The sequence below is a fragment of the Sphingomonas sp. genome, assembly GCF_017744835.1.
GTDB lineage: Bacteria > Pseudomonadota > Alphaproteobacteria > Sphingomonadales > Sphingomonadaceae > Sphingomonas.
Window position 1 is genome coordinate 522,612 of record NZ_JAGIAM010000001.1, and the last position, 25,263, is coordinate 547,874.

A 25,263-nucleotide genomic window follows, 5' to 3' on the forward strand; every position below is an offset into this window, starting at 1 on the left:
CGCGGTCAGACGATCTGGCGCGCGTCGTCGGCGATGGCCTGGGCATCGCCGAGCAGCTGGGCGACGAAGAACAGCAGACATGTAACAAACAGCAGCAGCACCTCGCCGCCGTCGAGCCCGAGCTCGACCCGGCCGCCCCCGGCGACCGCCGCGGCCGCCAGCTGGATCAGCGGCGGGCCGGCGACCGACGCGAGCACGGCCAGGAACAGGTAACAGGCAAAGCCGCGCAGCGGCGCGGCGGGAAACGCCTGGCCGGTCTCGACCGACCGCAGCATCGCCGCAAGCCGCAGCAGGGCCATCGCCAGCAGGGCCCCGGTCACGGCGAGCAAGCCGGCGCCCTGCGCGCTCGTAAGGCTGTCGTCCATCCCGACCACGATCGGACCCAGCGCCGGCTTGCCGAAGGCGAGCGTCACCGCCGCGAACCCGCAGGCGAGGACAGCCAGCCCGATGGCGGCAAAGGTCAACCACCGCAGCTGGCGGGCCGCGCGGCGTGTTCGTCGGCATAGTTCTACCATCGTTTGACAGCCATTTATTTTCGTTTCACGATAAGTTCTCTTCGCCTGTCGAGGTTATCGCAGCAACGCGACCGAGGCAAGGACCGGACCCGGAGAATGCTATGACGCGCCTCGACGCCACCTCTATCGCGCTGATCACGACGCTTCTGGCGTGTGCGCCCGCCCCGACGCTTGCGCAGACTCCCTCTTCTGCTCCGACACGAGCGGGAATCTCGCTCGAATCCTTGCTCGAGGCCGCCGATCGTGGCGAGACCGCGCCGCTCGTGCGCGCGCTTGAGGTAGAGACGGATCCCGATGTCCGCGCCCTGTTCAGGGCACGGCTTGCCGCGGCGCGGTTCGATCCCGCAATCGCGCAGGATCCGGCGCTCGTCCGCCTCGCCGAGGGCGGCGATCCGGCGCTGCGCCGCGCGGCGCTCGCGGTTCTCACCGACGTGAGCTTCGCCAATAGCTGCTATGCCCAAGCCGCCCGGTTCGGCGAGACGCTGGCGGCGCAGCTTGCCGCCGCCGGCAGGCGTGAGGACGCCGAAGGCGCGGAGCGGACATGGCGGCTCGCGGCCCTGCTCGCCCGATACCCGGGCCAAGCCGTCCTCGGCACCAAGACGCCGACGACGATTGCGGCGCGCACGGACCAAGTCGGGCTGCAGCGGATCGACATCGCCGTAAACGGCGAAATCCAGGAGGCGGTGTTCGACACCGGCGCCAACCTGTCGGTGCTCTCCGCCGCTACCGCACGCCGCCTGGGCGTGGCGGTGCTCGACGCCACGACGCCCGTCAGCAACAGCGTTGCCGGCAGCGTGCCGGTGCGGGTCGGCGTCGCTCGGCGCGTCGAAATCGCCGGCACCGTGCTCACCGACGTGCCGTTCCTCGTCATCGACGATGCCGCGCTGACCTTCCCGGTGCGTGGCGGCTACGACATCCGTGCGATCGTCGGCCTGCCGTTGATGCGCGCGCTCGGGCGCGTGCGCATGGAGACCGGCGCGGGCCGCTTCACGGTGCTGCCGCCGGCCGGCCCCGCCGGACCACCCAACCTCCATGCGAGCGGCAGCGACCTGTTCGTCGATACGACCATCGCCGGCGAGGCCATGCCTCTCCATCTCGACACCGGCGCCAACCGAACCTTGCTCGGCGCGCTTTATGCGCAGGCCCACCCCGAGACGGTTGCGGCGCTGCCCGCCGGCAGCGCGGCGAGCGCGAGCGCCGGCGGCACGCTTATCGCGCGCATAGCGACCTGGGCCGGCGCTCCGCTCACCGTGGCGGGGCGCCGAGTGCCCCTCGCAGAGCTTCCGCTGACGCTGCCGGGCGGAAGCGAAGCCGAGCGCTTTTATGGCGCGCTCGGCTCAAACGCGCTCGGTACTTTTGCGAGCTACACCATCGACTTTGCCGCGATGCGCCTGGAGCTTGGCGAGCCGGCGGCCGACCTCCCGGCGCTTACACGAGACTGATCCGCGGCTATAGCGCCTGGTTGTGTTAGGCGCGCGGTTTCCCGGCTGCCCTGTCGACGGCGTCCGCCTCGACCCCGACGAAATCACCCCAACGGGAGAGCTTCACCGGTCGGCGCCCGAAGGTCGCAAGTAGAGGAGGTCGACGCGGCCGCCGTCCGCCACGTGACCATGGCTTCCGAAAGCCAGCGAAGGGGTGGCAGGCGCTCGCCAAGGACCTCGAAACCCATGTCCGGACCGGGCACCCGCTCAAGGCGTCCCAGTTCGGCGGCGCCACGCCCTGTTCGATGCGGAGGTCAACGAACTCGCCTCCGTCGCCGACCTGTTGAACCGCTTCTTTGTCGGCGTCGAGGCTTTCTGGGGTGCGGTCGAGGCGCGGCGGCTGGCCTGTTGCATGGCGGGCTGGGACAATGCCGTGGTCGTTCTGTCTCCGCGCCAATGGCCGAGGTGATCATCCATGAAGGCTACGTCGACCGCAAGGAAGGCGCCCGGCTCGCCAAGGCCGAGGCGCGCGGCGAACTCGAGGCAGCGAAGCGCGACGAGCTGGCCTCGACGTTGCAGGCCTGTGCGGACCTGCGCCGCCACACCGCCATGCTCCCCGACTCACTGGGCATTCCGGCCTCGCGCTGCTGGGCTTGAAGCTCACGTATGCCGTCATCGCGATAGGCGTCCGACATGGCGGACTGGTGGCAGGCCGACAAGGCATTGTTCGCGAGCGTGCGCGACCGCGAGGTCCTGGGGCGGATCGCGCCGAACCGGCGGGCGAGAAGGTCGCGAGCGCCAACGCCGGCAAGAAGGCCAAGACCCTCACGGCTATCGTCTTTGCTTGCCGTGCGGCGAAAACGGGCCCGAGAAGCGCGAGTGATGTGTGCCGCGCTCGGATGGACTTCCCGCTCAATGCCTATACCGCGCGTGGCGCGCGGGCGACAGTGACGAGCCCGACCCCGGCACGCCCGTCGCACCGCTGCCAGTCAGCCTGACGCGGCGGCTTTGCCTTGGCCCGCCCCCTCGGCAGACGACGGCGCAGCATGTCCGCGCGCTGAAGACGATGCCGGCGCGGAACGGGTGGCCCTCGCAAACGCGACCAAATAGTCGCCGACCGACCATACGCCCCCAAGCACCGCGAGCGTGATCGCGTTACCCGCCCAGCGAAGCCACTGCTCGGGATGCAGCAGGCACCCGGGCAACCATATGATCGCGGCAAAGGCGAGATACATTGGCCCGGCCACACGCGTGGCTGCAACGGCGCCCCGGCCCGAGAGCAACGCAATGCCCACCGCTACGTGGACGACTCCCGTCGACAATGCCCAGAACGCGGCATCGCCCGGCATCCACGCCGGTATCATCTGCACCGTCGATGCCAGGAACAAGAAGTGCGACAAGCCGAAGACCACGCAGCACAAGCCCAACGCGCAGCGCGCAGCGATCGGCCACGTCGCTCGCTGCGCGGCGAGCCTCGGCGAAAGGCGCGCCCTCACCGCCGCAGCGCCGAGGGCGATCGCCGACCATTCGGCGATGCCGAGCCATGGCCAGGGCCGCATCATGGTATGGAAAACGGGAAACGGCAGGCAAAGACCGACCAGGACCAGCGTTGCCGGCCGCGCCGTCTTGGGATGGAGGAGCCCGGCACCGGAAGCCATGCACAGGCCGGCCCAGGTGAAAGCCAGGACGGCCCTGTAAGGAATATAGTCTGGAACGGGCTGCCAATAGAGCGTGAAATCCCCCTGCAGCCAGGCCGCCGCTCCAAACCCGAGCGCAGCAAGACCCAGTATCCAGCGCCCCAGGTCCTCGCTCGAAAGCCAATTCATCGCCGGTCGATCATCAGGCATGGTATCTCCTCCTCGCCCGTGTCGTACGAAGCTGGGAGGCGCGACGCATCAATGATTGGCAGGAGCCGCGCATTTGCGCGGATTTCATGAAACCCGCCAACCGGCGAGACCGCGGTTCCATGATCCAGCCACCGGCGCGCGGGAGAAAGACGTGGTGATGGATTGCCCACCGGCTTTCCGCCCGCGTTGTCACCTGGATCCGGGCCTGTGCGTGATTCGCAAGCGTTGGAACCAGCGAGCACCGCCCGGTATCGCCGCGCCTCGGTGCTTCGATGCGGCGCGAGCGGCACGGTCGAATGCGAGCACAGATCTTTGGCCTACACGCTGAATGGCAAACGGCTGTTCCCACCGGCCGCGCGGGCACGTGATCGGTGATCCGCAAGTTCCTCCCGGCAGGTCCTGCCCAAGATCGGCTCTTAGACAGTAATCATGGATCTCTATTGAGGAGCGAACTCGATCGAGCCTTCGAGGATATAGATGTCCGTCACGCCGAAGAACGCGGAATCGGTGCCGATATAAAGCCAGAGCCTGCCCTCGGCGTCGGTCTGAACCGGAACGCCGGACGCGCTTCCCAGCGTCTTGATTTCATAGGACCGCGGTCCTGCACAGTCGATTTGGGTGCCTGCGATATTCCCGAGGACAACCGACTCCGCCCCGGAACTCGCGTGATTGCCCTTGTCAAAGTCGGATATCACGCGCCTATCCCGGACCCGCATGATCGGCTGACCGGTTGTCGCGCCTGCCTTTAGCGTGACGCTCTCGCCGGGCGCACCTTCCAGGCTGCCGCACCCGATCGGCGCGTTGGTCGCGACCCTAATCGTGAAATAGGCGCGATACCAAGTGCTCCGCTTGAACCCGTCCAAGCGCCGAAAGATGTACATAAACACCTCTCCCGAGCGATTGTCGCTCCTAAGCCTCACGCCTTTCAGATACTCAAGGGGCGCAGGCAATCGCTCGTGCGACCCGGCGAAGCCGATCGCCTCCTCCTGACCGATCGAATATTCGCCATAGCCCCAGGACCACTCGCGGATTACCTGGAAACTGAACACATAGGGACGGGGCGCGGGCGTCGAGGGTTGCGGCCAAGGTGTGGACGTGGGCGTCGGCGCCACCTCAGTCGGACGAGGGGCTGGGGTGGGCGACGGAGAACGACTCCCGCCTCCGTCGCACCCGCTGGCCAGACCTACGATTGCAATGGCCAGCCACATGGCGTGGGCCGGCGTCGACCTGATCGTACGAATGGCTTTTCTCCATCAATGCCGAAAAGGACCGTTGCCTTCTCAGCTCGGCAGACGGCGAGCGCCGGCCCCGTCCTACGATGTCAGACGGTTGGAATGCGCTCAGGATACGCGCGCAGTTCGCGTGTGGCCGCAGCGATAAGACCGAGGCGATGCCCGCGCGGCGGCTAGGTGCGACGCGACTGTTTCGAGGCGCGGTGGGCTCAAAAGCGCTGATCGGCGCCCACAGCCGCCTGATGCCTGCTGTGCACGCGACGATAGTTCGAATGACGAATTCGGCCGTGGCTAAACGCCCCGTGAACGGAGCCGCAGCCGCGCCGTATGGCGCGCCGTCCTCACTATGCGCGCGGAGCTCGCCATTGTCGGCGCCCCCCATCTAGCTCACGATGGCGCCCTCGAAAGGCCTTTCGCCAGAGGTATCTTGCACAGTGCCCCGCCCGGCCTGCAAGGTGCCGGAAGCGGAGCGGCAGCGAAGCGGATGCGCATGTCCTAACATTCCTTGAGACGAGTATCGCCCTGAGCGACTTACTAGGGAGGGTGCGACGCCGATTTCGCGCGTTTCGCCCACAGTTTGAGCCGCCATTCCGCAATTGCGAGTCCTGCTCCGCCCCCCTCCGGCGCCGGCAAGGCACCGGAGAGCTAGTTCGGAACTGCCCACGGCATTCGCCCTCTAATTTGTCGCAATGCCGCTCCGTCGCTCCACGGATTTCGCACTCGGCGGTGGCCGGTCGGGATTGTGCGGGGCCAGTGCGGGTTGGCGGCGCATGCGGTCAGTCAATTGCGCAAAATCGACGCAGAGCATGCGCTACGCTATCGCCTTACTACCATTTGCCCCCGCCGGCTGGCGGCCATATCGGCAGCGATGCGCTGGCCAGCTATCATCCTCGTGGAAGGATTGCCTTGCCCTTGGCCCCTCCAGCTTCGCTCCGGCCGACCACGATCGTGCGGCGTGGCAGCGCCACCGAACTCGCCCTGCCGACGGCCGCTTCCCTGTCCGGCGGCGCTCTCCAGGTCTCGCGCATAGAAATCACGCAAGCGATCGAATATTCGCAGCACTCCGAGCGGCACCTGCTTCATGTGACGCTGGACGGCGGCACCGGGCGCTCGGCCTGCCGGGTGGGCTCGGCTGGGTGGACCGGCGCGCCGGATCGGCGCGGGTCGATCTCCTTCACGCCGAACGGCGTCGAACGCGAATGCCGTGCCGGCACGGGGCTGATCCTGGGTGCGCAATTCGAGCTGGACGAAGGCTTCGTCGAGGATGCGTGCGAGCAAGCCCTGCACGCGAGATGGCGGCACGGCTTCAATGTTGCGGACCCCAAGATCTTCGCCATCGCCGAGGCCATCGCCAAGAACGTCACGCAAGGTACCGCGACGCACCTCGCCCTCGACATGCTGCAGCTCGCGCTCGCCCGCCAGGTTGCGGGTAGCTTTGCGGGAGCCGAGCGGCGCCGCGACGACGGCTGGCTACACCCCCGGGCGCTTGCACGCGTGATCGAACAGCTCGACGCCGAACCGGCGCAACGCGTCACGCTCAACGTGCTGGCGCGCACGGCCGGGCTAGGCGTCAGCGCCTTCGTGCGTGCCTTTCGCGGGACGACGGGGGAGACCCCCGCAGCATTCGCGCTCCGCCTGCGCCTCGGCCGCGCCGAAGAGCTCGTCCGCCGAACCGATCTCGGGCTACGCGAAATCGCGGAGCGCACCGGATTTGCGTCCGCGGCCCATTTCGTGCGGACCTACCGCGCGCACCGCGGAGTGACGCCGGGCCAGTTGCGACTTGGCGGCGCCGGGCCGTCGCGAGCCGGGAATAACCGGTTAATCGTGGGAGATGAGTTTGGCGATGATGAGCGCCTGGTGGACACCAGCCTGTCGGGAAGAGGTGATTTGCGGGACGGCACGGCCGAACTACCATAATATGGCGCGAAATGCTTGATCGCCCCCGATCGCTCGCTTCTAGCATGGGTCCATTGGGATAGCTTTCACACACTTATTTTTGGAAAATCGGAAGCGTTCCAAGGCCTGAACATCGCTGCGCTGTTCGAAGGATTTTGGTTTCCTACGAAACAGATGCGTACTGGCTTACACTGCACTGCATCCTGCTGGTGGAATAGCTTGCAAACCAAAGGCACATTTTCGCTTCCCAGCCGGCTGGATAAAAGGTGCCTGTCGGCTAACCACCTAATCGAAGCCTTCCCATGCAGCCCGAACTAACTCACGCGCCTAGGCCAGCGGAACGTTCCAAGCGACCTCCCTCATAGAGCAAGACCCGCCAGCGCCTCCGCAGCCGCAAGCCGGCTGAGGTGGCCGTAGTGCCGCTCGATCATCTCCGCGCTGGTATCGCTGATCTGCGCCACCGTGAGCAACGGCAGTCCACCGTTCACAAGGTCGGTGATTGTACTATGACGGAGTGTGTAGGCGGTCGTCCCCGCCGGCAGCTTGGCAGCGACGACGGCCTCCGCGATCGGCGTCTTCCATGTTTCCTTGTCCCACGGCTTGCCGTTGGCGCGCGCCAGCAATGGGGTATGGGTCAGCTTGCCCTTTACCTGCGCTGCGAAGAATTTGGCGGCACCCGCCGGTATAAGAATGCGCCGAGGCTTGCCGCTCTTGTCCTTGCCGATGGTCAGTTCCGATGTCCTCTTGTCGAAATCGCCGGCTTTCAAGCCGGCTACCGCCCCCGGCCGCAGCGGAAGCAAGCAAAGCGCCCGCACGAAGGGTGCGGCTTCAGCGTCGACCTTCTCCAGAAGCGCGCGCCGCTGGTCGCGGTCCAGGTAGAGCGTCCGTTGCCGGTCGGCGTTTCGGATGGACTTCAATGCCTCTTGCCACGCAGCTTCAGTATCCGGCGCGCCTGGTGCGAGCACCGTGTTCAATGCTGCCCGAACCATCGCCATGTCCCGATTGATCGAAGAGGGTGCACGGTCGCGGGTAACCTGCGGGCCTTTCTTGCGCCGCGTCACTAGTGCCGGCTTATCTTCCAGTCGCTTGCGCCACGCTTGCAAATGATGCCGTCGAAGCTTGGCCAGCTTCACCTTGGCGATCGGATCGGAATAGACGTGACGCTTAAAGCGACCAACCGCATCCGAATGCGTCTCCGCATATCGGCGGCACGCTTCCTCTACGGTCTTAGGCATTTCCTCGACCTGCCCGCCGGACTCCACCAAGGCGGCGAAGGCTTCCGCCTCTCTCTTCGCGTCGGCAAATCGATCGCGGCCGGGAAGCTTGCCGAAGTCGCCTAGCGCCTTGAGGTGATAACGGCGTTGATCCTCGTCATAGGCTCGAGCGACCCAGGTCCCCGCCCCCTCTCGTGCCGACGGTCGATAGCCCAGGAAGCATCCGGGCCGAATGCGCTGCCAGTACGGCTCGCGCCGGCTGCGGAGCGCTTCGCGCTCCTTCACTTTGCTCAGGTCCAGCGCCATGCCGGCCTCCCGTCCGTTCCGTACGGAAAATGTACGGAAAACATAGTGGGAAATGGTTAGATCATCGGAGAGTGAAAATCAATACTTATCAATGAGTTGGAAATTTCGAGAAATCTCAAAAATACCCATTTCTGTGCACTCCGAAGGCAGAGGCCACAGGTTCGAATCCTGTCGGGTGCGCCAGCTTTCTTCCGCGGTTCGCAGGCGACGCTGCATCAGGTCAGCGCGCTCACCCCCTCGCGCACCGAACCCGCCGCTAGAACAGTTTCCGCAGCGTGACCGTCGCCGTCCGCCCGATCGGGTCGAGATAGTCCGGCTGGAATCGATTGGGCAGCACGCCGTTTCGGTCCCGCACATGCTGGTGCGCGTCGGTCAGGTTGCTGATGTCGAGCGCCAGCCGCAATCGGCGCGCCCATTTCTCCTGCTTGAGCAGACTGCCGAGCGCGACATAGCCGCCCAGATTGAGCTTGAAGATCGACGAGAAGTGCAGGTCCCCGGCGGGATCGGGGCTGCGCACGCGGTTGGGCGATTGGTACCAGGCGTCGAACTTCATCCCGTGGCCCAGGTAGTTCACGCCGGCATAGGCATAGCCATAGGCCCGGGGCACGCCCCAGCCGCGCACCGTGTCGCCGCGCAGTAGGTCGAGCTCGGGCGTGCCGGGGCGCAGCTGCAGCCGGTCCGAGAAGCGGATGCTGGGGCCGATGCCGGCATAATAGCTCGTCTGCGCCGGCCCGGCGCCCTTGGTGCCGGGGGGAGGCGGCGGCGCCTTGCCGAACTTTCCATAGGCGCTGACCGTCAGGTTCAGCGTGCGCTGGCGCTCGACGGCGAAGTTGATCGGCTGGTAGGTGACCGACGTCAGGCGCCCGGCGGAGTCGCGGAGGAACAGGTCGGGCAGCAGCGCCTCGGTCTGCGGCGTGATCGCATAGACGGTGCCCGTCTGGCCGCGGATCGTCGCCGCCTCATAGGTCAGCGCCAGCCGCATTTCGGGCAGGGGGTTGAGCGAGAGCGCCAGCGAGCGGACCGTCCGCCGCTCGGCGGCAAGGTCGGGATTGCCGCCCTGGACCAGCGTGACCAGCTCGGTGCGGCCGCTTCCGAAATCGAAGACCGGCACGTTGGGAACGCGCGTCACCGGGGTGGACTGCTGCACCATGTCGGGCGCGGTTGCGCTGTGCTTGACGGTGGCGAGCAGCTGCACGTCCTTCAGCGGGCCCCAGCTCAGGCCATAGGCCGTGTCGTGCAGCGCGCCGAAGCCCCCGACTTGGCGCGCATTGACCGACGCGTTGACCGAAAGCTCGCCGACAAAGCCGAGCACCTTCTCGCGCCTGGAGGCCAGCGGCACTTCGAGCGCGATGCCTGCCTCCGCTCGCCCACGCCCGAGGCGCAGGTCGGAGGGATTGGGCCCGACCGAGGAGGAAACTGCCGTCGTCCGCCCCGCCTCCGCGGTCGCCGTCACGACTACGCCGCCGGCGGGGAGCCGGATCGGCGTGTTGGTGATCACGGCCTTGGCCTCGGCGGTGCGGACGCGCTGCCGGGTGCGGTCGACCAGCCGCGCCGAGAGCAAGGACGGATCGAGCGGCGCGAACGGGTCGGCGCCCGCGGCGATCGCCTGGTTGGCTGCGTCCGGCGAAATGCCCAGCTCGGTGCGGGCCCGGGTCTGCTTCTGGTCGAGCGAGCCGGTCAGGTCCCAGCGCCATCCGGCGATCGCACCGCGCAGCATCAAGCCGGCGTGGAGACTGGTCTCGGTCTTGTCCGCGCGCAGCACAGGCGCTTCGGTCAGATAGCGATTGAGCAGCACCGGGCCCGCAAAGGGCGAGAAGCCATTGGTGTCCGGGACGAGCAGCCTGGCGGTGGCGGGGCCGCCGAGCGAGCGGTCGCGGCTCTGCTCGGCCGAGAGGCTGATCGAGCCGGAGAGCGTCTCGCCGATCCGGTCGGCGACCACGGTCTCGACCTTGACCGCGTCGTTGCCTGGCATGAGCGTGCGATAGGGGCCTAGGTCGAACAGGCGCGGCCGATCCGCGCCCGCGACATAGCCGGCCAGCACCCCGCGGTCGGCCGGATTCTCGGGCACCGACGCGATTCTCACCGGCCGGCCCGCCACGGCCGACAGCGCCGGATCGATCTCGCCGCCGCCCGGAGCGGTGATGTTGCCGATCGCGTCGAACGGCACGCCGGGATCGGGCGCCAGGCTGCGTTCGGACTGGAGCAGCGGGTCGGTGTGCCGATATTCGATCCCGATCGTGAGCCGGGCGCCGTCGCGCAGCCGCGTCATTCCCAGATTGGCCTTCTCGGTCGCGCTCCCCCGGCGCGTCGTGGTGCCCGCGCTTCCGCTCGCCTCGATCTGGCGGAAGCGGCGCTTGGTGATGAAGTTGACCAGGCGCCGCGTCGGCGGGAAGCCGAACTTGAGCGCGGCCTGCTCGGGCAGGACCTCGACCTTCTCGATCGCTTCGGGAGGCAGCGTGCCGATCTCGGCAAAGCCCGAGATGCGCTGGGCGTTGAGCAGGAAGATCGGCTCCGAACCGTCGGCACTCTGGGTGGTGCCACGGATGGCCTGGAGCAGCTCGGGCACCGTCGCGGCGCCCGTGGCGGCCACGGCATCGGCGTCGAGCTCGGCGATCGGGGCGATGTCGGTGACGGCCGACCCGCGCTTGCCGATCACGATGATGTCGGGCTTGGAATCATCGGGCGAAGTCTCTGGGCTCGACCGCCCCTCGGCTTGCTGCGCCGATGCGGCTGAGCCGAACAGACATGCGATCGCAATGGTCGAACAACCCAGGGCGCACGTCTTCGATCGCATCCGCATTGATCCGAATAGATATTCGGGCCGTTGGTTATCCGAAACCAATGAGAATTGCTTGTACTGTCTCGTCGTACGTCTTGTTCAAAACGATCCGAAGACGCTCGCCACCAATATCACGACGATGAGCGCGACCAGCGAGTTGAGGATTCCCGCCACCGCGATGTCGATATAGCTTTCCCGGTGCGTCATTCCGCAGAGGGCGAGCAGCGTCACCACCGCGCCATTGTGGGGGAGCAGGTCGAGCGTCCCCGCCCCGATCACTGCGACGCGGTGCATCAGTTCGGGGTCGGTGCCGGTCCGCGCGGCGATGTCCATATAGGCCGGGCCGAGCGCCTCGAGCGCGATGGTCAGCCCGCCCGAGGCCGATCCGGTCAGCCCGGCCAGCAGATTGGTCGCGACCGCGAGCGAGACGAGCGGCCCGCCCCCCAGCCCCAACAGCCAGTCGCGGATCGCCTCGAAGGCCGGCAGCGCCGCGATCACTGCGCCGAAGCCGACCAGCGACGCGACGCTCAGCGCCGGGAGCACCGCCGCGTGGCAGCCCGCGTCGACGCTGTCGCGCAAATTGGTCAGCCGTCCGCGGTTGAGCAGGATCAGCACCAGCGTCGCGACCGCCAGCGCCGCCACCACCGACCAGATCCCCGCCACTGCCGACACCGTCGTGCCGCCCCATTTCGCCTCGGCGAGATAGTCCGCATCGATCGACGGCAGCACGACCAGCGAGAGGAGCAAATTGACGCAGATCACCACCCCCACCGGCACGAACGCGACTGCGAAACCCGGCCGGTCCGCCGCCGGCGCGCCGCGGTCGATCTCCGCGGGATCGAAGGTCGAGGCCGTGGTGCTGTGCTCACGGATCCGCGCCGCGTCGATCGGGCACGCGATCGCTTCGCCTTCCCCGTTCCGCCGGGCGACCGCCTGCGCGCGGCGGAGCCAGGCGAGGCCGATCGCCAGCATCACCGCCGCCGCGATGAACCCCAGCCCCGGGGCCGAATAGAGCGAGGTCCCGAAGAAGGGCATCGGAATGACGTTCTGGATCGCCGGCGATCCCGGCAGCGCCGTCATCGTGAAGGTCGAGGTCCCCAGGATCACCGTGGCGGGCACCAGCCGCCGCGGAATCCCCGCCCCGTCGAACAGCGCCTGCGCCATCGGCACCATGACGAAGAAGGCGACGAACAGGCTGATCCCGCCATAGGTGAGCACTGCACCCGCGAGCACCACCGCCAGCACCGCGCGCTCCCGCCCGAGCACGCGCGTCATGCAATCGGCGATCGTCGAAACCGAGCCGCTGTCGTTCATCAGCTTGGCGAACAGCGCGCCGAACAGGAACAGCGGGAAGAATTGCGCGATGAACCCCGCCGCCCCGGTCATGAACAGCTGGGTCAGCGTCGCGAGCAGCGGGAAGCCCGAGAAGCCCGCGGCGATCAGCGCCGTCACCGGCGCGAGCAGCAGCACGCTCCAGCCGCGATAGGCCAGCACCACCAGCACCGCGAGCGCGAGCCCGATGCCCAGGAAGCCCGCGAGATCAGACACCGGCAAGCAGCGCGTCGAGGTCGAGGGTTGATTCGCGCCCGATCGCGGGTCCCGAGCGGTCGAGGAACTCCTGCGCCGCGGCCCGGCCGATCGCCTTCAGCTTCGACAGGAAGCCCGCTTCGGCATTGAGCTTGGACGAATAGCCGAACTCCTCCATCGCCGCGCTCGCGATCCGGTGGACGCGCATCCGCGCCCATTTCGAGCCCTCGCCATGCCCCGGATCGGCGACCTGGCGGAGCAGCGCCATCATCCGCAGCTCCTTGAACAGCGCGGCATTGAACGAGACTTCGTTGACTCGGTCGGCGATGTCGCGCGCCGAATAGGGCGCGGCGCTCCGCTCGACCGGATTGACCTGCACCAGGATCGTGTCCTCGGACTCGCACTCGCGCACCAGCGGCGTCAGCGTCGGGTTGCCCGAATAGCCGCCGTCCCAATAGGCCTCGCCGTCGATCTCGATCGCGTGGAACAGCGTCGGGAGGCAGGCCGATGCGAGCACGACGTCGGCAGTGATCCCGGCGTTGCGAAACACGCGCCCCTGGCCGGTGCGGACGTTGGTCGCAGTGATGAACAGCCGGATCGGGCTGCGCGCGAGCCCGTCGAAATCGACGCTGTCGCTCAGGATATTGCGCAGCGGGTTCACCCCCACGGGGTTGAGGTCATAGGGCGAGAAGACCCGCGCCATCATGTCCATCGCATTGAACGCGGGCGAATAGTCGAGCGACCAGCGCCCGAGCAGCACGTCGAGCGCGCTGCGCTGGAACGGGCTGAACACCGCCGCTTCCGAGACCTTGCGCCAGAAGCCGTCGAGCGCGCTGCGGGCGCCATAGGCGCCGCCCTGGCCATAGCCATGGACCAGGACGACGGCGTTCATCGCTCCCGCCGAAGTGCCCGAAATGCCGTCGATCTCGAGCCACGGCTCCTCGAGCAACCGGTCGAGCACGCCCCAGGTGAACGCCCCGTGCGCGCCGCCGCCCTGGAGCGCCAGGTCGACGCGCCGGGCCTCACCGGACTTCCGCGTGGTCGCCATCGTCCCTGCGTGCCTCCCGCCGGTGCGAGCGAAGGCAGTCCCGCCGATCGCGGGCTTGCCGCACTGCAACAAGCAACCATCGAACCGGGGGGCGAGTCAACCGCCTGCGGCTGCGACTCGCCTCAGGCCGCCGCGGCCTCGGCAGTCACCGGCCCGCCCATCGCCGTTACCGTCGCCTGGTCGCGCACGAGGATCGTCGCGAAGCTCGGCCGCGCGCACATCGTGTCGACCCAGGCCGCGGTGCGCGGATAGCGCTCGCGGCAGGCGCGCACGCCGATGCAGCCGAGCGTCGCCAGCGGGCTGGCGACCGCGATGTCGGCCAGCGTCAGCCGGTCCTCGACCAGATAGCCGCTGTCGGGAATCGTCTTCTCGAGATAGTCGAGCAGCGGCGGCAGCAAGTCGCGCTCGGCCGCGTCGGCGGCCGCATGGTCGCATTCCTGCTTGAGCACGCGCGGGCGCACGAAGCGGTGGCCGAAGATCTCGCCGCCTGCAGCCATCATCAGCGTGTCGGCCAGCTCGTCGAACCAGATCGTCCGCGCGCGCGCCTCAGGCGCCAGCGGGATCAGATTGGGCTCGGGGAACTTGGCTTCGAGATAGGTGACGATCGCAGTCGAATCGGCGATCAGGAAGTCGCCGTCCTTGAACCCCGGCATCTTGCCGAAGGGGCTGGCGGCGGCGAACTCGGGGCCGCCATGGCCCATGCCCGCCGGCTTCAGCTCGAGCTCGAGCCCCTTTTCGGCCCCGAACACCATCACTTTGCGCACATAGGGCGAAAGCGTCGAACCAAATACGATCATCGGACATTCCTCTCCATCATGCGGCGAACGTCCTTGCCTGGAGCACCCAAGCCTTCTCGCCACCGCGACAGCGCGAGCCCGATGTGCCAAGAGTGATTCAGTGACCGGTTTCGTCTTCCTGATCGCGCTCGGCTTGGCCGTGGGCCTCTTCTGGGTCCTGCGGCGCGTCACCATCTTGGAGCAGGAGTTGCGCCGCGTCGAGTCCGAGCTTGTCGGGCTCGAGCAAAGGCTCGCGCGATCCGCCCCTGCCCGCCCCCAGGCGGCGCCCGAGCCCGTCCAGCCGGCGGCGGCGCTCGCCGCCGAACCGCGCCCGGTGCGGGTCGCCCCCTCAGCGGAGCCGGTGCGCGAGCCCTCGCCCGTCGCGGCGCCCGCGCGCAGCTTCAACCTCGAGACGCTGATCGGCAGCAGCCTGCCGGTGTGGATCGGCGGCGCGGCGCTCGTCCTCGCCGGCTTCTTCCTCGTCCGCTATTCGATCGAGAGCGGGCTGCTCGGCCCGGCCACACGCACGGTGCTCGCCGCCCTGTTCGGCCTCGTCCTGATCGCCGCGAGCGAGGTCGCGCGCCGCCTGCCCGCCACCGCCGAGGACCCGCGCATCGCCCAGGCGCTCGCCGGCGCGGGCGTCGCCAGCCTCTACGGCACGCTCTACATGGCGGCCGCGCTCTATCATCTGGTGAGCCCGCTCAGCGCCTTCGTGCTCGTGCTCGGCGTCACCGCCGCCGCGATGGCGCTCGCGCTCCGCCACGGCCCGCCGACCGCCGTGATGGCACTGGTCGGCGGCTTCGCCGCGCCGCTCATCGCCGGGTTCGACGCCGCGGGCATCGGGCCGCTGCTCGTCTATCTGGCGCTGTTCATCGGCGCGCTGTTCGCGCTCGCGATCCGCCGCGGCTGGGGCTGGCTCGCGCTCGCCGCCGCCGCCGCGGGCTTCGCCTGGATCAATTTCCTGATCGCCGAGCTGGGCGGCCGCGCGCAGGACCTGTCGGCGGTCGGCGCCTTCACCATGCTGCTCGCCGCCTGCGCCAGCGCCGCGCTGCCCGCCGCGGGCGCGCGCAACCGCTGGTTCCGCCTCGCGCCGCTGGTCGCGGGCTTCATCCAGCTCGTCGCGCTCGCCCCCGCGCTCCACTTCGACGCGCTCGCCTGGGGTTTCTACCTCGTCCTCGCCGCCGCCGCGATCTTCCTGTCGTGGCGCGATTCGCTCTATCTCCCCGCCGCGCTCGCCGCGCTGATCTTCCTGCTGCTGCTCCAGGCGCTCGCGCTGCTCCAGCCCGAGCGGAGCGTCACCCCCGTCGCCGCGGTCCTCGCGACGCTGCTCTTCGCCGTCCCCGGCCATCTGCTCGCGACACGCGGCACGCGCTGGGCCTTGCTCGCACTCGGCGGCAGCGCGGGGCCGCTGCTGGTGGCGCAGGCCTGCGCCCCCTCGCTGCTCCCCGATACCGGCTGGGCCTTGCTCGAGCTGCTCGCCGCCGCCGCCTGCGCGCGCGTCGCCTGGCTGCTGCGCGAGCGCGACGGCACTGCGCTCACCGCCGCCACGCTGGCGACTGCGCTGCTCGCCGCGCTCGGCCTCGCGCAGCTCGTCCCCGACCGCTGGATCGCAGTCCCGCTCACGCTCACTCTGCTCGGCCTCGCCGCCTGGGCGCGCACCGCCAGGGCGCCGCATCTCTACGAGCTTCCCGTCCTGCCCTTCGCCGCCGCGCTGCTCGCCGCCGCGCTGCCGATCGCGGCGCTCGCCGACCTCGTCGTCGCCTCGGCCACCGGCGACCGCCTTCCCTATTTGCGGCTCCCCGCGCTGGGCGACCTGTTCCGCACGCTCGCGCTGCCCGTCGCCGCGACGATCACGATCCTGTTCGACCGGCCCCAGCTCGGCCGCGCGCGCCGCTTCGTCGGCGCCGCGGCGATCACGCTCGGCATCCTGCTGCTCTATGCGCTCGCCAAGCAGCTGCTCGCCATCGCCACGCTGCCGCGCTTCGCCAGCCTCGGCTTCGTCGAGCGCGCGCTGCTCACCCAGGTCTGCCTCGGCACCGGCTGGCTGCTGCTCCGCCGCAACCAGCTCCCCAGCCTCGGCGGCGTGCTGCTCACCCTCGGCCTCGCCCGGCTGGTCTGGTTCGACCTCGTCGTGCTGAGCCCGGTGATCGAGCCCCAGGCGGTCGGCGCGATCCCGCTGCTCAACGCCGCGGTGCTCCACCTGGGCCTCGCCGCCTTCTGGCTGTGGACGCTCGCCCCCACCCGCCCGATCCGCGCCGGCGCGGCGCTGTTCACCATCGCGACTCTGCTCGCCGCGGTGCGCCAGGCGACGCACGGCAACCTCCTCACCGGCCCGGTCGGCACGCTCGAGAACACCGGCTATTCAGCCGCGCTGCTCGGCCTCGCGCTGTTCTGGCTGTGGCGCGGGATCGCTGCCTCGGCGCGCGACCTGCGCCTCTTCGGCCTCGGCCTGCTCACCGCGGTCACCTTCAAGGTCTTCCTGATCGACGCGGCGGCGCTCGAGGGCGTGCTGCGCATCCTCTCCTTCCTCGCGCTGGGCGTCGCGCTGATCGGAATCAGCTGGGCGTACAACCGCTTCCTGGGCAAGGGCGCGACCCTCGCGGACACGCCGGCGGAGGCCTGATCAAGGTCAGCGCTGCTGACCTACTCGACAAGGCTTTTGAAATTTTATAACAAGGTTCGGAAATCGATTCCGTGCGTTCTCCGGGACGACTCGGTTCGCAATCCGGAGAGACCATGGACGCCCCGCGCGCCAACCTGCGCCCGCTCTCGCTGCACGTGCCGGAGCCTCGTTTCCGCCCCGGCGACACCGCCGACTTCAGCGATGTCGACGTGCCGCCCGCCGGCTCGGCGCGCCGCCCAGACACTGCCGAACCCGCCGCAGCCTTCCGCGACCTCGCCTATACTCTGGTCCGCGTGCTCGACGACGCAGGCCAGGCGGTCGGCCCGTGGAACCCGCGGCTCGACCCCGATGCGCTGCGGAAGATGCTTCGCAGCATGGCGCTCACCCGCGCCTTCGACGAGCGCATGTTCCGCGCCCAGCGCCAGGGCAAGACCAGCTTCTACATGAAGTCGACCGGCGAGGAGGCCGTCTCGGTCGCCGCCGCGATGGCGCTCGCCGCCGACGACATGTGCTTCCCCAGCTATCGCCAGCAGGGCATCCTCATCACGCGCGGCTATCCGCTCGTGCAGATGATGAACCAGATCTATTCGAACAAGGGCGATCCGCTGCAGGGCCGCCAGCTGCCGATCATGTATTCGGCGAAGGCGTTCGGCTTCTTCTCGATCTCGGGCAACCTCGCGACCCAATATCCCCAGGCGGTCGGCTGGGCGATGGCGAGCGCGGCCAAGGGCGACACGCGCATCGCCGCCACCTGGTGCGGCGAAGGCTCGACCGCGGAGGGCGACTTCCACTCGGCGATGACCTTCGCCACCGTCTACAAGGCGCCGGTCATCCTCAACGTCGTCAACAACCAATGGGCGATCTCGAGCTTCTCGGGCTTCGCCGGCGCCGAGGCGACCACCTTCGCCGCGCGCGCCGTCGGCTATGGCATCGCCGGGCTCCGCGTCGACGGCAACGATCCGCTCGCGGTCTATGCCGCCACGCTCTGGGCCGCCGAGCGCGCGCGCACCAACCAGGGCCCGACACTGATCGAGCATTTCACTTATCGCGCCGAGGGCCACTCCACGTCCGATGACCCCACGGCGTACCGCTCGGCGGGCGAGCCCAATGCCTGGCCGCTCGGCGACCCGATCCGCCGGCTCAAGGACCACCTGATCGCGCTCGGCGAATGGGACGAGGAACGCCACGCCGCGATGGACCTCGAATGCGCCGAGGAAGTGAAGCGCGCGCAGAAGGAAGCCGAGAAGAACGGCATCCTCGGCCACGGCCTCCACCAGCCCTTCGAGAGCATGTTCGAAGGGGTGTTCGAGCAGATCCCCTGGCACCTCAAGGAACAGCAGCAGCAGATGCTCGACGAGCAGAAGGCGGCCGGGCTGTGAGCGACGAGACGGTGACCACCACCCGCATGAACATGATCCAGGCGATCAACTCGGCCATGGACGTGATGATGGAGCGCGACTCCAACGTCGTCGTGATGGGCGAGGATGTCGGCTATTTCGGCGGCGTGTTCCGAGCGACCGCCGGGCTCCAGGCCAAATACGGCAAGACCCGCGCCTTCGACACGCCGATCACCGAGATCGGCATCATCGGCGTCGCGATCGGCATGGGCGCCTACGGCCTGCGCCCGGTCCCCGAGATCCAGTTCGCCGACTATATCTACCCCGCGCTCGACCAGCTCGTCTCCGAGGCCGCGCGGCTGCGCTATCGCTCGGCGGCGGACTTCATCGCGCCGATCACCGTGCGCTCGCCCTATGGCGGCGGCATCTTCGGCGGCCAGACCCACTCGCAGTCGCCCGAGGGCATCTTCACCCATGTCTCGGGCATCAAGACGGTGATCCCCTCGACGCCCTATGACGCCAAGGGCCTGCTGATCGCCGCGATCGAGGACAACGACCCCGTCCTCTTCCTCGAGCCCAAGCGCATCTACAACGGCCCCTTCCACGGCCATTATGATCGCCCCGCCAAGACCTGGGCTGACCATCCCGGCGCCGAGGTGCCCGGCGGCTATTACCGCGTCGAGCTGGGCAAGGCCGCCACGGTCCGCCCGGGCGAGGCCGTGACCATCCTCTGCTACGGCACGATGGTCCATGTCGTCGCGACCACGGTCGAGGAGCTGGGCATCGACGCCGAGATCATCGACCTGCGCACGCTGGTGCCGCTCGACATCGAGGCGATCGAGGCCTCGGTCAGGAAGACCGGCCGCTGTCTGATCGTCCATGAGGCGACGCGCACCTCGGGCTTCGGCGCCGAGCTCTCCGCGCTCGTCCAGGAACGCTGCTTCTACCATCTCGAAGCGCCGATCGAGCGCGTCACCGGCTTCGACACGCCCTATCCCCACAGCCTCGAATGGGCCTATTTTCCCGGGCCCGTGCGCATCGGCGAGGCCCTCAAGAAGATCCTGAAGGACTGACCGGCATGGCTCGTTTCACGTTCCGCCTCCCCGACATCGGCGAAGGCATCGCCGAGGCCGAGATCGTCGCCTGGCACGTCAAGGTCGGCGACAAGGTGTCGGAGGACCAGCAGGTCGCCGACATGATGACCGACAAGGCCACCGTCGAAATGGAATCGCCGGTGTCGGGCGTTGTGCTCGAGCTGGCAGGCGAAGTCGGCGACCAGGTCGCGATCGGCTCGGCGCTGATGGTGATCGAGACCGAGGAAGAAGGTGCGGCCGAGGAGGTCGAGGAGCAGGTCGAAGCCGAGAACCCGGGCGCAGAAGAAGCGCGCGACCCCACCCCCAGCGCTCCCCTCCCGCTTGCGGGAGGGGCCGGGGGTGGGCCCCCGGCTGCAGCGAGCGATGACCTCGTGGAGAGCGGGGGCCCACCCCCCAGCCCCCTCCCGCAAGCGGGAGGGGGAGCGCAGGAGAACAAGATCCTCGCCTCCCCCGCGGTCCGCGCCCGCGCGCGTGACCTCGGCATCGACCTCGCCGCGGTAAAGGCCGACGGCAACCACGTCCGCCACGCCGATCTCGACGCATATCTCCGCTACGGCAGCGCCCAGGGCTACCAGCCCCCGCACGCCAGCCGCGCCCGCGACGACGAGCCCGTCAAGGTCATCGGCATGCGCCGCCGCATCGCCGAGAACATGGCCGCCTCCAAGCGCGCCATCCCGCACTTCACCTATGTCGAGGAAATCGACGTCACCGCGCTCGAGGCGATGCGCGGTGACTTGAACGCCAACCGCGGCAATCGCCCCAAGCTGACGATGCTCCCCTTCCTGATCGTCGCGATCTGCCGGACCATCCCCGATTTCCCGATGATCAACGCGCGCTACGACGACGAGGCCGGGGTGGTCACGCGCCACGGCCGCGTCCATCTCGGCATGGCGACCCAGACCGATGCCGGGCTGATGGTCCCCGTCATCCGCGACGCGCAGGACCGCAACGTCTGGCAGCTCGCGGCCGAGATCACCCGCCTCGCCGAGGCCGCGCGCACCGGCAAGGCGAAGAGTGAGGAGCTCAGCGGCTCCACCCTCACCGTCACGTCGCTCGGGCCCCTCGGCGGCATCGCCACCACGCCGGTGATCAACCGCCCCGAAGTCGCGATCATCGGTCCCAACAAGATCGTCGAGCGCCCGGTCTTCCACGGCGACGACATCGTCCGCGCCAAGCTGATGAACCTCTCGATCAGCTGCGACCACCGTGTCGTCGACGGCTGGGACGCGGCGAGCTTCGTCCAGGCGCTCAAGAAGCTGCTCGAAACCCCCGTGCTGCTGTTCGCCGACTGATGCGCTGGCGGGCGATGCGCACGGACGACCTCGACGGCGTCGTCGCGGTCGCCCGCATCGCCTTCCCCGACCATCCCGAGGGCCGCGCCTGCTTCGCCGAGCGGCTCGCGCTCGCGCCCGAAACCTGCTTCGTCCTCGAAGCACCCGAAGGCGTCGCCGGCTATCTGATCGCCTATCCCTGGCCGCTCGAGGCGGTCCCGCCGCTCGACACGCTGCTCGGCGGCCTGCCCGAGGCACGCACCGCCTGGTACCTCCACGACCTCGCGCTCCTGCCGGAGGCCCGCGGGCAGGGCCAGGCCGGCGCGGGCGTGGCGCTGCTGTTCGACCGCATCGACGCGCCGATCGGCCTCGTCTCGGTCAACGATTCCGCCGCCTTCTGGCAGGCGCAGGGCTTCGAGCCGCGCGAGAGCCCCGAGCTGCGCGCCAAGCTCGCCAGCTATGGCCCAGGCGCGCGCTACATGGTCCGCCCCGCCCGAGCCTGCTAAGGGAGCGCCCATGCGCTTCGACCTGATCCAGTCGCTCAGCCTCGCCGGCAGCTCCGGCATTCCCAACGACGATCGTACCGGCAGCCGCGACCGGCTCGCCTGGGTGATCGACGGCGCGACCGACCTCGGCCCGCCCGGGCTGGTCGGCCCACGCGGCGGCGCCGCCTGGCTCGCCGACCAGGCCAACGCCGAGCTCGCCTGCGCCGCCGACGCGCCGGTCGAGGCCATGCTGCAGATGCTCGCGCTGCGAATCGCCGATTGCTTCGTCGCCGCCCGCGCCCGCGCGCCGCTCGGCCGCTGGGAGCTTCCCATCGCCGCGCTGCTTGTCGCCCGGCTCGACGAGGATGCGCTCGAATGCGGCTGGCTCGGCGATTGCGCCGGGCTGCTCCGCCGCACCGACGGCAGCGTCATCCGCCTCGGCCGCCCGCCGGTCGAGCGCGACCGCGAGACTCAGCTCGCGCGCGATTTCGCCGACTATGGGCTCGGCACGATCAAGGGCCGCGACGATCCGCTGATCGAGACCCTGCGCGCCTCGCGCGAGCGGCCCGGCCTGCTCCAGGTGCTCGGCGTCGAGGGCTCGACCGAACGCGCCGATACCCAGCGCGTTCCCTGCGCGCCCGGCGACGAGTTGCTGCTGATGACCGACGGCTTCGCCGCGCTGGTCGACAGCTATGGCGCCTATGACGCCGCGGCGCTGATGGACGCGCTCCCCCGCCAGGGCCTCGCCCCGCTCGCCACTGCACTCCGCAAAATCGAGAACGCCGACGACACCTGCACCCGCTTCCCGCGCTTCAAGATCTCCGACGACGCTACCGCCCTCTGGCTCCGCATCGCCTGACCCAGGATTCCCCTTCAGAAAGGGAGGGGAGGCAGAAGGGTTGAGCCAATCCGGTCAGGCCGGCGTTCGGAACCCATTGGCCGCGAGCCAGCGCATCGCCAGCCCGCCGACGACCGACTTGACCGCCGCGCCAATCAGGAAGGGCTGCACCCCCGCCGCCCAGGCGTGCGCGACGTTCGAATGCCAGCCGACCCACGCAGCGCCGCCGGCAAGGCACAGCGCATTGCCGATCGCCATCGCCCCGATCGCCAGCGGCCAACTCCTTCCCCAGCCCGCGCCGAACAGCGCGCCGGTCGCCGCCGCGGCGAAGGGGAAGGCATAGAGATAGCCCGCGCCCTCGCCCCAGAATTTCGCCAGCCCCGCGCCGCCGCCCGCGAGCACCGGCAGCCCCGCCGCGCCGCACACCAGCCAGAGCACCACGGCGAGCCCGCCCTGCCGCCAGCCGAGCAGCGCGCCCGCAAGCGTCACCGCCAGCGTCTGGAGCGTGATCGGCACCGCGGCCAGCGGCGCCGGCGCGGGGATCTGGATGCGGGAAGCGAAGGCAAGCAGCCCGATCGCGGCGGCGGTCGTCAACAGCCATTGGAGGATGCGCATGGCTGCTTCCTAGAGTCCCCGCCGGCCAAGGCAATCCGCCTTGGCGCGCGGATCGCCCCGCATTAGCCTCGGCCCATGCACCATCTGCTCCACTACACGCTCGCCGCCGACTATCTCGAGCGCCGCCCCGCCTTCCGCGACGCGCATCTCGCGCTCGCCTGGGCCGCGGCCGAACGCGGCACGCTGCTGCTCGGCGGCGCGGTCGGCGACCCGGTCGAATCGGCGCTGCTCCTCTTCACCGATGCCGACGCCGCGCGCGCCTTCGCCGAAGCCGATCCCTATGTCGCCAACGGCCTCGTCACCGCGTGGCGCGTCCAGCCCTGGGCCACCGTCGTCGGCGAGCACGCCGCCACCCCGGTCCGCCCCGGCTGAACGCTCAGCCCCCCGAGAAGATCGAGCGGCTGAGCACGTCGCGCACCGTGTCGCGGCCCGAGGCCATCCGTTGCTGCGCCGCGCGCGCGATCTGCGCGCCCTCGGCCGCGATCGCCGCCTGGCGCTGGGTGAGCGCGCGGAACCTGGCGGCGTCCGCGCCGCTCGCGAATCCGAAATAGCCGCCGTTGTTGGTCCAGCCGCGCCTGGCGAGCAGCCGGCACAGCTCGCCGGTCGCGCCGATCAGCGCGCGTTGGTTGGCGAGCAGCGCGTCGCCCTGCGCGCCTGCCATCGCCGCGATCCCCTGCTTGGCCTTGTCCGAGAGCCGGGCCGCGGCCAGCGCATCGGCCATCGCCTTGCCGCGCGCCGCCCGGGCATCGGCCTGCGCGCGCGCCGTCGCCTCCAGCGCGTCCACCGCCTCGCAATGCGACAGCACCTTGGGATCGAGCCCGAGCAGATAGGGGCTCGAGAGATTGCCCACCCCCAGCTTCGCCATCTCGGCGCCGAAGTCGCGCTGCGCCTGCGCATCGGCCGCGACGCTCTCGGCGAACAGCCTGGAGAGCGGACCGCGCGCCGCCGCGCCCGCGGGCATCTGCGCCGCGCCGCCGGGTCCGAACTCGACTTCGGCGAAGCTGCTCGCATCTGCGCGCGCGTGCGTCTCGTACTGCGCATGCGCGATCATCGCCGATCCCGCGCCCGCCGCAACGAGCAGCCCGAGCGATCCCGCCTTCCATGCCGCCCCGGCATGGCGCGTCGTCACGACATAGCCGATCGCCCAGAGCAGCACCGCCACGCCCGCGCCCACCCCGAGCAACAGCCCCAGCGGCTGCTGCGGCACGAGCATCGGCGCCAGCAGCGCGCCGACCACGAGCACTGCCGCGCCCGCAAGCGTCGCCACCACGGGATGTCCGAACGGCGCCCCCGCGCCGTCTTCGATGTCTTCCATTGAACCTGCCCCCTGTTTGTCGCGGCAGGTTAGCCGCGCCGCAACGCGACGCAAGCCCTGCAGCTTCGCCCGTCTAAAGCCTTGCTCGCTTGCCCGCTCGCCGCGCTTGGGCTCTAGCGGGAGCCATGCAGTCCTCCGCCTCCCCCGGCCGCGCCGGTCTCCTGCTCGGCGCCGCCGCCTATGCGCTCTGGGGCGTGCTGCCGCTCTACATCCACTTGCTCCAGCAGGTCCCGGCGCTCCAGGTGCTCGCGCATCGCGTGCTCTGGTCGGTGCTGCTCCTCGCGCTGGTGATCGTGGCGCTGCGCCGCGCGCGGCCGATCCTCCAGGCGGCGCGCGGGCGCACCTTGTTGCTGCTCGTCGCCAGCGCCTCGCTGATCGCGATCAACTGGCTGGTCTACATCTGGGCGGTCCAGCACCATCATGTGCTCGAGGCGAGCCTCGGCTATTTCATCAATCCGCTGGTCAATGTCGCGCTCGGCATGGCGGTGCTCGGCGAGCGGCTGCGGCGGCTCCAGGGCGTCGCGATCGCGGTCGCCGCCGCCGGCGTCGCGATCCTCGCCGTCAGCGGCGGCGGCGCGCTGTGGATCAGCCTCGCGCTCGCGCTCAGCTTCGGCCTCTACGGCCTCGTCCGCAAGGTCGCCGCGATCGACGCGCTCGGCGGCCTCACGGTCGAGACGCTGCTGCTCGCGCCCATCGCGCTCGCGCTGCTCGTCCAGGCCGGCCATGCCGGAGAGGGCGCCTTCGGCCAGTCGACGCGGCTCGACCTGCTGCTGATGCTCGCCGGCCCGGTCACTACCGCGCCGCTGCTGATGTTCGCCGCCGCCGCGCGCCGGCTGCCGCTCGCGACGCTCGGCCTGCTCCAATATATCGCCCCCAGCTTCCAGTTCGCCCAGGCCGTGCTCTTCTTCGACGAGCCCGTCGGGCTGGTCCATGTCGTCACCTTCGCGCTGATCTGGACCGGCTGCGCGCTCTACGCGCTCGACAGCCTGCGCGCCGCGCGCATGTCGAGGGCCCTTCCAAAATAGGATTTCGCCTGCTCTGCTCGCGCCATGGCCCGATTCCCTCGCCTGCGCGGACCCTATGACCCCGGCGCGATCGACCGGGCGGAGCGGACGCTCGCCGAA

The 25,263-nt window shown here is 69.3% G+C and carries 21 protein-coding genes; 11 read left to right on the forward strand and 10 right to left on the reverse strand.

Annotated features, from left to right (window positions below):
- Positions 1 to 5: 5 nt before the first annotated feature.
- Positions 6 to 464, reverse strand: a complete 459-nt coding sequence (locus tag J7500_RS02435) for a hypothetical protein (protein ID WP_294059728.1) — start codon at positions 462 to 464, stop codon at positions 6 to 8.
- Between the two features lie 152 nt (positions 465 to 616).
- Between J7500_RS02435 and J7500_RS02440 the strand changes: the two genes are divergently transcribed.
- Together J7500_RS02440 and J7500_RS02445 are read left to right on the forward strand one after the other, a co-directional pair.
- The gene (locus J7500_RS02440; RefSeq protein WP_294059729.1) at positions 617 to 1,957 is read left to right on the forward strand and encodes a retropepsin-like aspartic protease; all 1,341 of its coding nucleotides are present in this window, start codon (positions 617 to 619) and stop codon (positions 1,955 to 1,957) included.
- Positions 1,958 to 2,392: 435 nt separating this feature from the next.
- Positions 2,393 to 2,593 (forward strand): hypothetical protein, encoded by a 201-nt coding sequence (locus J7500_RS02445; RefSeq protein WP_294059731.1) that lies wholly within the window; start codon positions 2,393 to 2,395, stop codon positions 2,591 to 2,593.
- 332 nt (positions 2,594 to 2,925) lie between these two features.
- Here the strand turns inward: J7500_RS02445 and J7500_RS02450 are convergent, their stop codons facing one another.
- Positions 2,926 to 3,783, reverse strand: coding sequence for a hypothetical protein (locus J7500_RS02450; RefSeq protein ID WP_294059733.1), 858 nt, complete (start codon positions 3,781 to 3,783; stop codon positions 2,926 to 2,928).
- 437 nt (positions 3,784 to 4,220) lie between these two features.
- On the reverse strand, positions 4,221 to 4,895 hold the full coding sequence (locus J7500_RS02455; RefSeq protein ID WP_294059734.1) for a hypothetical protein: 675 nt from the start codon (positions 4,893 to 4,895) through the stop codon (positions 4,221 to 4,223).
- Positions 4,896 to 5,927: 1,032 nt separating this feature from the next.
- Between J7500_RS02455 and J7500_RS02460 the strand changes: the two genes are divergently transcribed.
- A complete protein-coding gene (locus J7500_RS02460) occupies positions 5,928 to 6,932 on the forward strand; it encodes a helix-turn-helix domain-containing protein (protein WP_294059736.1) in 1,005 nt (334 codons plus the stop codon).
- 338 nt (positions 6,933 to 7,270) lie between these two features.
- Here J7500_RS02460 and J7500_RS02465 read toward each other — a convergent pair whose 3' ends face one another.
- The 5 genes from J7500_RS02465 to J7500_RS02485 form a co-directional block, all read right to left on the reverse strand.
- Positions 7,271 to 8,431, reverse strand: a complete 1,161-nt coding sequence (locus J7500_RS02465; RefSeq protein WP_294059738.1) for a tyrosine-type recombinase/integrase — start codon at positions 8,429 to 8,431, stop codon at positions 7,271 to 7,273.
- Positions 8,432 to 8,687: 256 nt separating this feature from the next.
- Entirely contained in the window at positions 8,688 to 11,225 is a 2,538-nt protein-coding gene (locus J7500_RS02470; RefSeq protein WP_294059739.1) for a TonB-dependent receptor, read from the reverse strand.
- An 84-nt stretch (positions 11,226 to 11,309) separates the two neighbouring features.
- The gene (locus J7500_RS02475; RefSeq protein WP_294059741.1) at positions 11,310 to 12,758 is read right to left on the reverse strand and encodes a GntP family permease; all 1,449 of its coding nucleotides are present in this window, start codon (positions 12,756 to 12,758) and stop codon (positions 11,310 to 11,312) included.
- Entirely contained in the window at positions 12,751 to 13,785 is a 1,035-nt protein-coding gene (locus tag J7500_RS02480) for a patatin-like phospholipase family protein (protein ID WP_294059743.1), read from the reverse strand. Before J7500_RS02480 ends, J7500_RS02475 begins: the two co-directional genes overlap by 8 nt.
- A 122-nt stretch (positions 13,786 to 13,907) precedes the next feature.
- A complete protein-coding gene (locus tag J7500_RS02485; protein ID WP_294059746.1) occupies positions 13,908 to 14,582 on the reverse strand; it encodes a glutathione S-transferase family protein in 675 nt (224 codons plus the stop codon).
- Between the two features lie 100 nt (positions 14,583 to 14,682).
- On the opposite strand from J7500_RS02485, the gene J7500_RS02490 reads away from it, so the two are divergent.
- The 6 genes from J7500_RS02490 (at position 14,683) to J7500_RS02515 (ending at position 22,230) form a co-directional block, all read left to right on the forward strand.
- A complete protein-coding gene (locus J7500_RS02490; RefSeq protein ID WP_294059747.1) occupies positions 14,683 to 17,184 on the forward strand; it encodes a DUF2339 domain-containing protein in 2,502 nt (833 codons plus the stop codon).
- Between the two features lie 113 nt (positions 17,185 to 17,297).
- Complete coding sequence (locus tag J7500_RS02495; RefSeq protein WP_294059748.1) at positions 17,298 to 18,563, forward strand: 3-methyl-2-oxobutanoate dehydrogenase (2-methylpropanoyl-transferring) subunit alpha; 1,266 nt, start codon at positions 17,298 to 17,300, stop codon at positions 18,561 to 18,563.
- A 26-nt stretch (positions 18,564 to 18,589) separates the two neighbouring features.
- Positions 18,590 to 19,594 carry an alpha-ketoacid dehydrogenase subunit beta gene (locus J7500_RS02500; protein ID WP_294060660.1) on the forward strand — a complete coding sequence of 335 codons (1,005 nt, stop codon included), beginning with the start codon at positions 18,590 to 18,592 and terminating at the stop codon, positions 19,592 to 19,594.
- A 5-nt stretch (positions 19,595 to 19,599) separates the two neighbouring features.
- Entirely contained in the window at positions 19,600 to 20,907 is a 1,308-nt protein-coding gene (locus J7500_RS02505) for a dihydrolipoamide acetyltransferase family protein (RefSeq protein ID WP_294059751.1), read from the forward strand.
- Positions 20,908 to 20,921: 14 nt separating this feature from the next.
- Complete coding sequence (locus J7500_RS02510) at positions 20,922 to 21,392, forward strand: GNAT family N-acetyltransferase (RefSeq protein ID WP_294059752.1); 471 nt, start codon at positions 20,922 to 20,924, stop codon at positions 21,390 to 21,392.
- 10 nt (positions 21,393 to 21,402) lie between these two features.
- Positions 21,403 to 22,230, forward strand: coding sequence for a protein phosphatase 2C domain-containing protein (locus J7500_RS02515; protein WP_294059754.1), 828 nt, complete (start codon positions 21,403 to 21,405; stop codon positions 22,228 to 22,230).
- A 54-nt stretch (positions 22,231 to 22,284) separates the two neighbouring features.
- On the opposite strand, the gene J7500_RS02520 is transcribed toward J7500_RS02515, so the two are convergent.
- Positions 22,285 to 22,824, reverse strand: a complete 540-nt coding sequence (locus J7500_RS02520) for a biotin transporter BioY (RefSeq protein ID WP_294059755.1) — start codon at positions 22,822 to 22,824, stop codon at positions 22,285 to 22,287.
- A 75-nt stretch (positions 22,825 to 22,899) separates the two neighbouring features.
- Here J7500_RS02520 and J7500_RS02525 point away from each other — a divergent pair, with 75 nt between their 5' ends.
- Positions 22,900 to 23,196, forward strand: a complete 297-nt coding sequence (locus tag J7500_RS02525) for a YciI-like protein (protein ID WP_294059758.1) — start codon at positions 22,900 to 22,902, stop codon at positions 23,194 to 23,196.
- A gap of 4 nt (positions 23,197 to 23,200) precedes the next feature.
- Here J7500_RS02525 and J7500_RS02530 read toward each other — a convergent pair whose 3' ends face one another.
- Positions 23,201 to 24,139, reverse strand: a complete 939-nt coding sequence (locus J7500_RS02530) for a hypothetical protein (RefSeq protein WP_294059761.1) — start codon at positions 24,137 to 24,139, stop codon at positions 23,201 to 23,203.
- A 125-nt stretch (positions 24,140 to 24,264) separates the two neighbouring features.
- Here J7500_RS02530 and rarD point away from each other — a divergent pair, with 125 nt between their 5' ends.
- Positions 24,265 to 25,164: an EamA family transporter RarD gene (gene rarD, locus J7500_RS02535; RefSeq protein WP_294059763.1), complete on the forward strand. Its 900-nt coding sequence runs from the start codon at positions 24,265 to 24,267 to the stop codon at positions 25,162 to 25,164.
- Positions 25,165 to 25,263 lie beyond the last annotated feature (99 nt).

Excerpts from the sequence above, each read along its gene's own strand:
- rarD (WP_294059763.1), top strand. The coding sequence starts at position 24,265 with ATGCAGTCCTCCGCCTCCCCCGGCCGCGCCGGTCTCCTGCTCGGCGCC.
- J7500_RS02450 (WP_294059733.1), bottom strand. The coding sequence starts at position 3,783 with ATGCCTGATGATCGACCGGCGATGAATTGGCTTTCGAGCGAGGACCTG.
- J7500_RS02445 (WP_294059731.1), top strand. The coding sequence starts at position 2,393 with ATGGCCGAGGTGATCATCCATGAAGGCTACGTCGACCGCAAGGAAGGC.
- J7500_RS02515 (WP_294059754.1), top strand. The coding sequence starts at position 21,403 with ATGCGCTTCGACCTGATCCAGTCGCTCAGCCTCGCCGGCAGCTCCGGC.
- J7500_RS02470 (WP_294059739.1), bottom strand. The coding sequence starts at position 11,225 with ATGCGATCGAAGACGTGCGCCCTGGGTTGTTCGACCATTGCGATCGCA.
- J7500_RS02505 (WP_294059751.1), top strand. The coding sequence starts at position 19,600 with ATGGCTCGTTTCACGTTCCGCCTCCCCGACATCGGCGAAGGCATCGCC.
- J7500_RS02530 (WP_294059761.1), bottom strand. The coding sequence starts at position 24,139 with ATGGAAGACATCGAAGACGGCGCGGGGGCGCCGTTCGGACATCCCGTG.
- J7500_RS02440 (WP_294059729.1), top strand. The coding sequence starts at position 617 with ATGACGCGCCTCGACGCCACCTCTATCGCGCTGATCACGACGCTTCTG.
- J7500_RS02485 (WP_294059746.1), bottom strand. The coding sequence starts at position 14,582 with ATGATCGTATTTGGTTCGACGCTTTCGCCCTATGTGCGCAAAGTGATG.
- J7500_RS02495 (WP_294059748.1), top strand. The coding sequence starts at position 17,298 with ATGGACGCCCCGCGCGCCAACCTGCGCCCGCTCTCGCTGCACGTGCCG.
- J7500_RS02500 (WP_294060660.1), top strand. The coding sequence starts at position 18,590 with ATGAACATGATCCAGGCGATCAACTCGGCCATGGACGTGATGATGGAG.
- J7500_RS02465 (WP_294059738.1), bottom strand. The coding sequence starts at position 8,431 with ATGGCGCTGGACCTGAGCAAAGTGAAGGAGCGCGAAGCGCTCCGCAGC.
- J7500_RS02525 (WP_294059758.1), top strand. The coding sequence starts at position 22,900 with ATGCACCATCTGCTCCACTACACGCTCGCCGCCGACTATCTCGAGCGC.
- J7500_RS02520 (WP_294059755.1), bottom strand. The coding sequence starts at position 22,824 with ATGCGCATCCTCCAATGGCTGTTGACGACCGCCGCCGCGATCGGGCTG.
- J7500_RS02510 (WP_294059752.1), top strand. The coding sequence starts at position 20,922 with ATGCGCACGGACGACCTCGACGGCGTCGTCGCGGTCGCCCGCATCGCC.
- J7500_RS02480 (WP_294059743.1), bottom strand. The coding sequence starts at position 13,785 with ATGGCGACCACGCGGAAGTCCGGTGAGGCCCGGCGCGTCGACCTGGCG.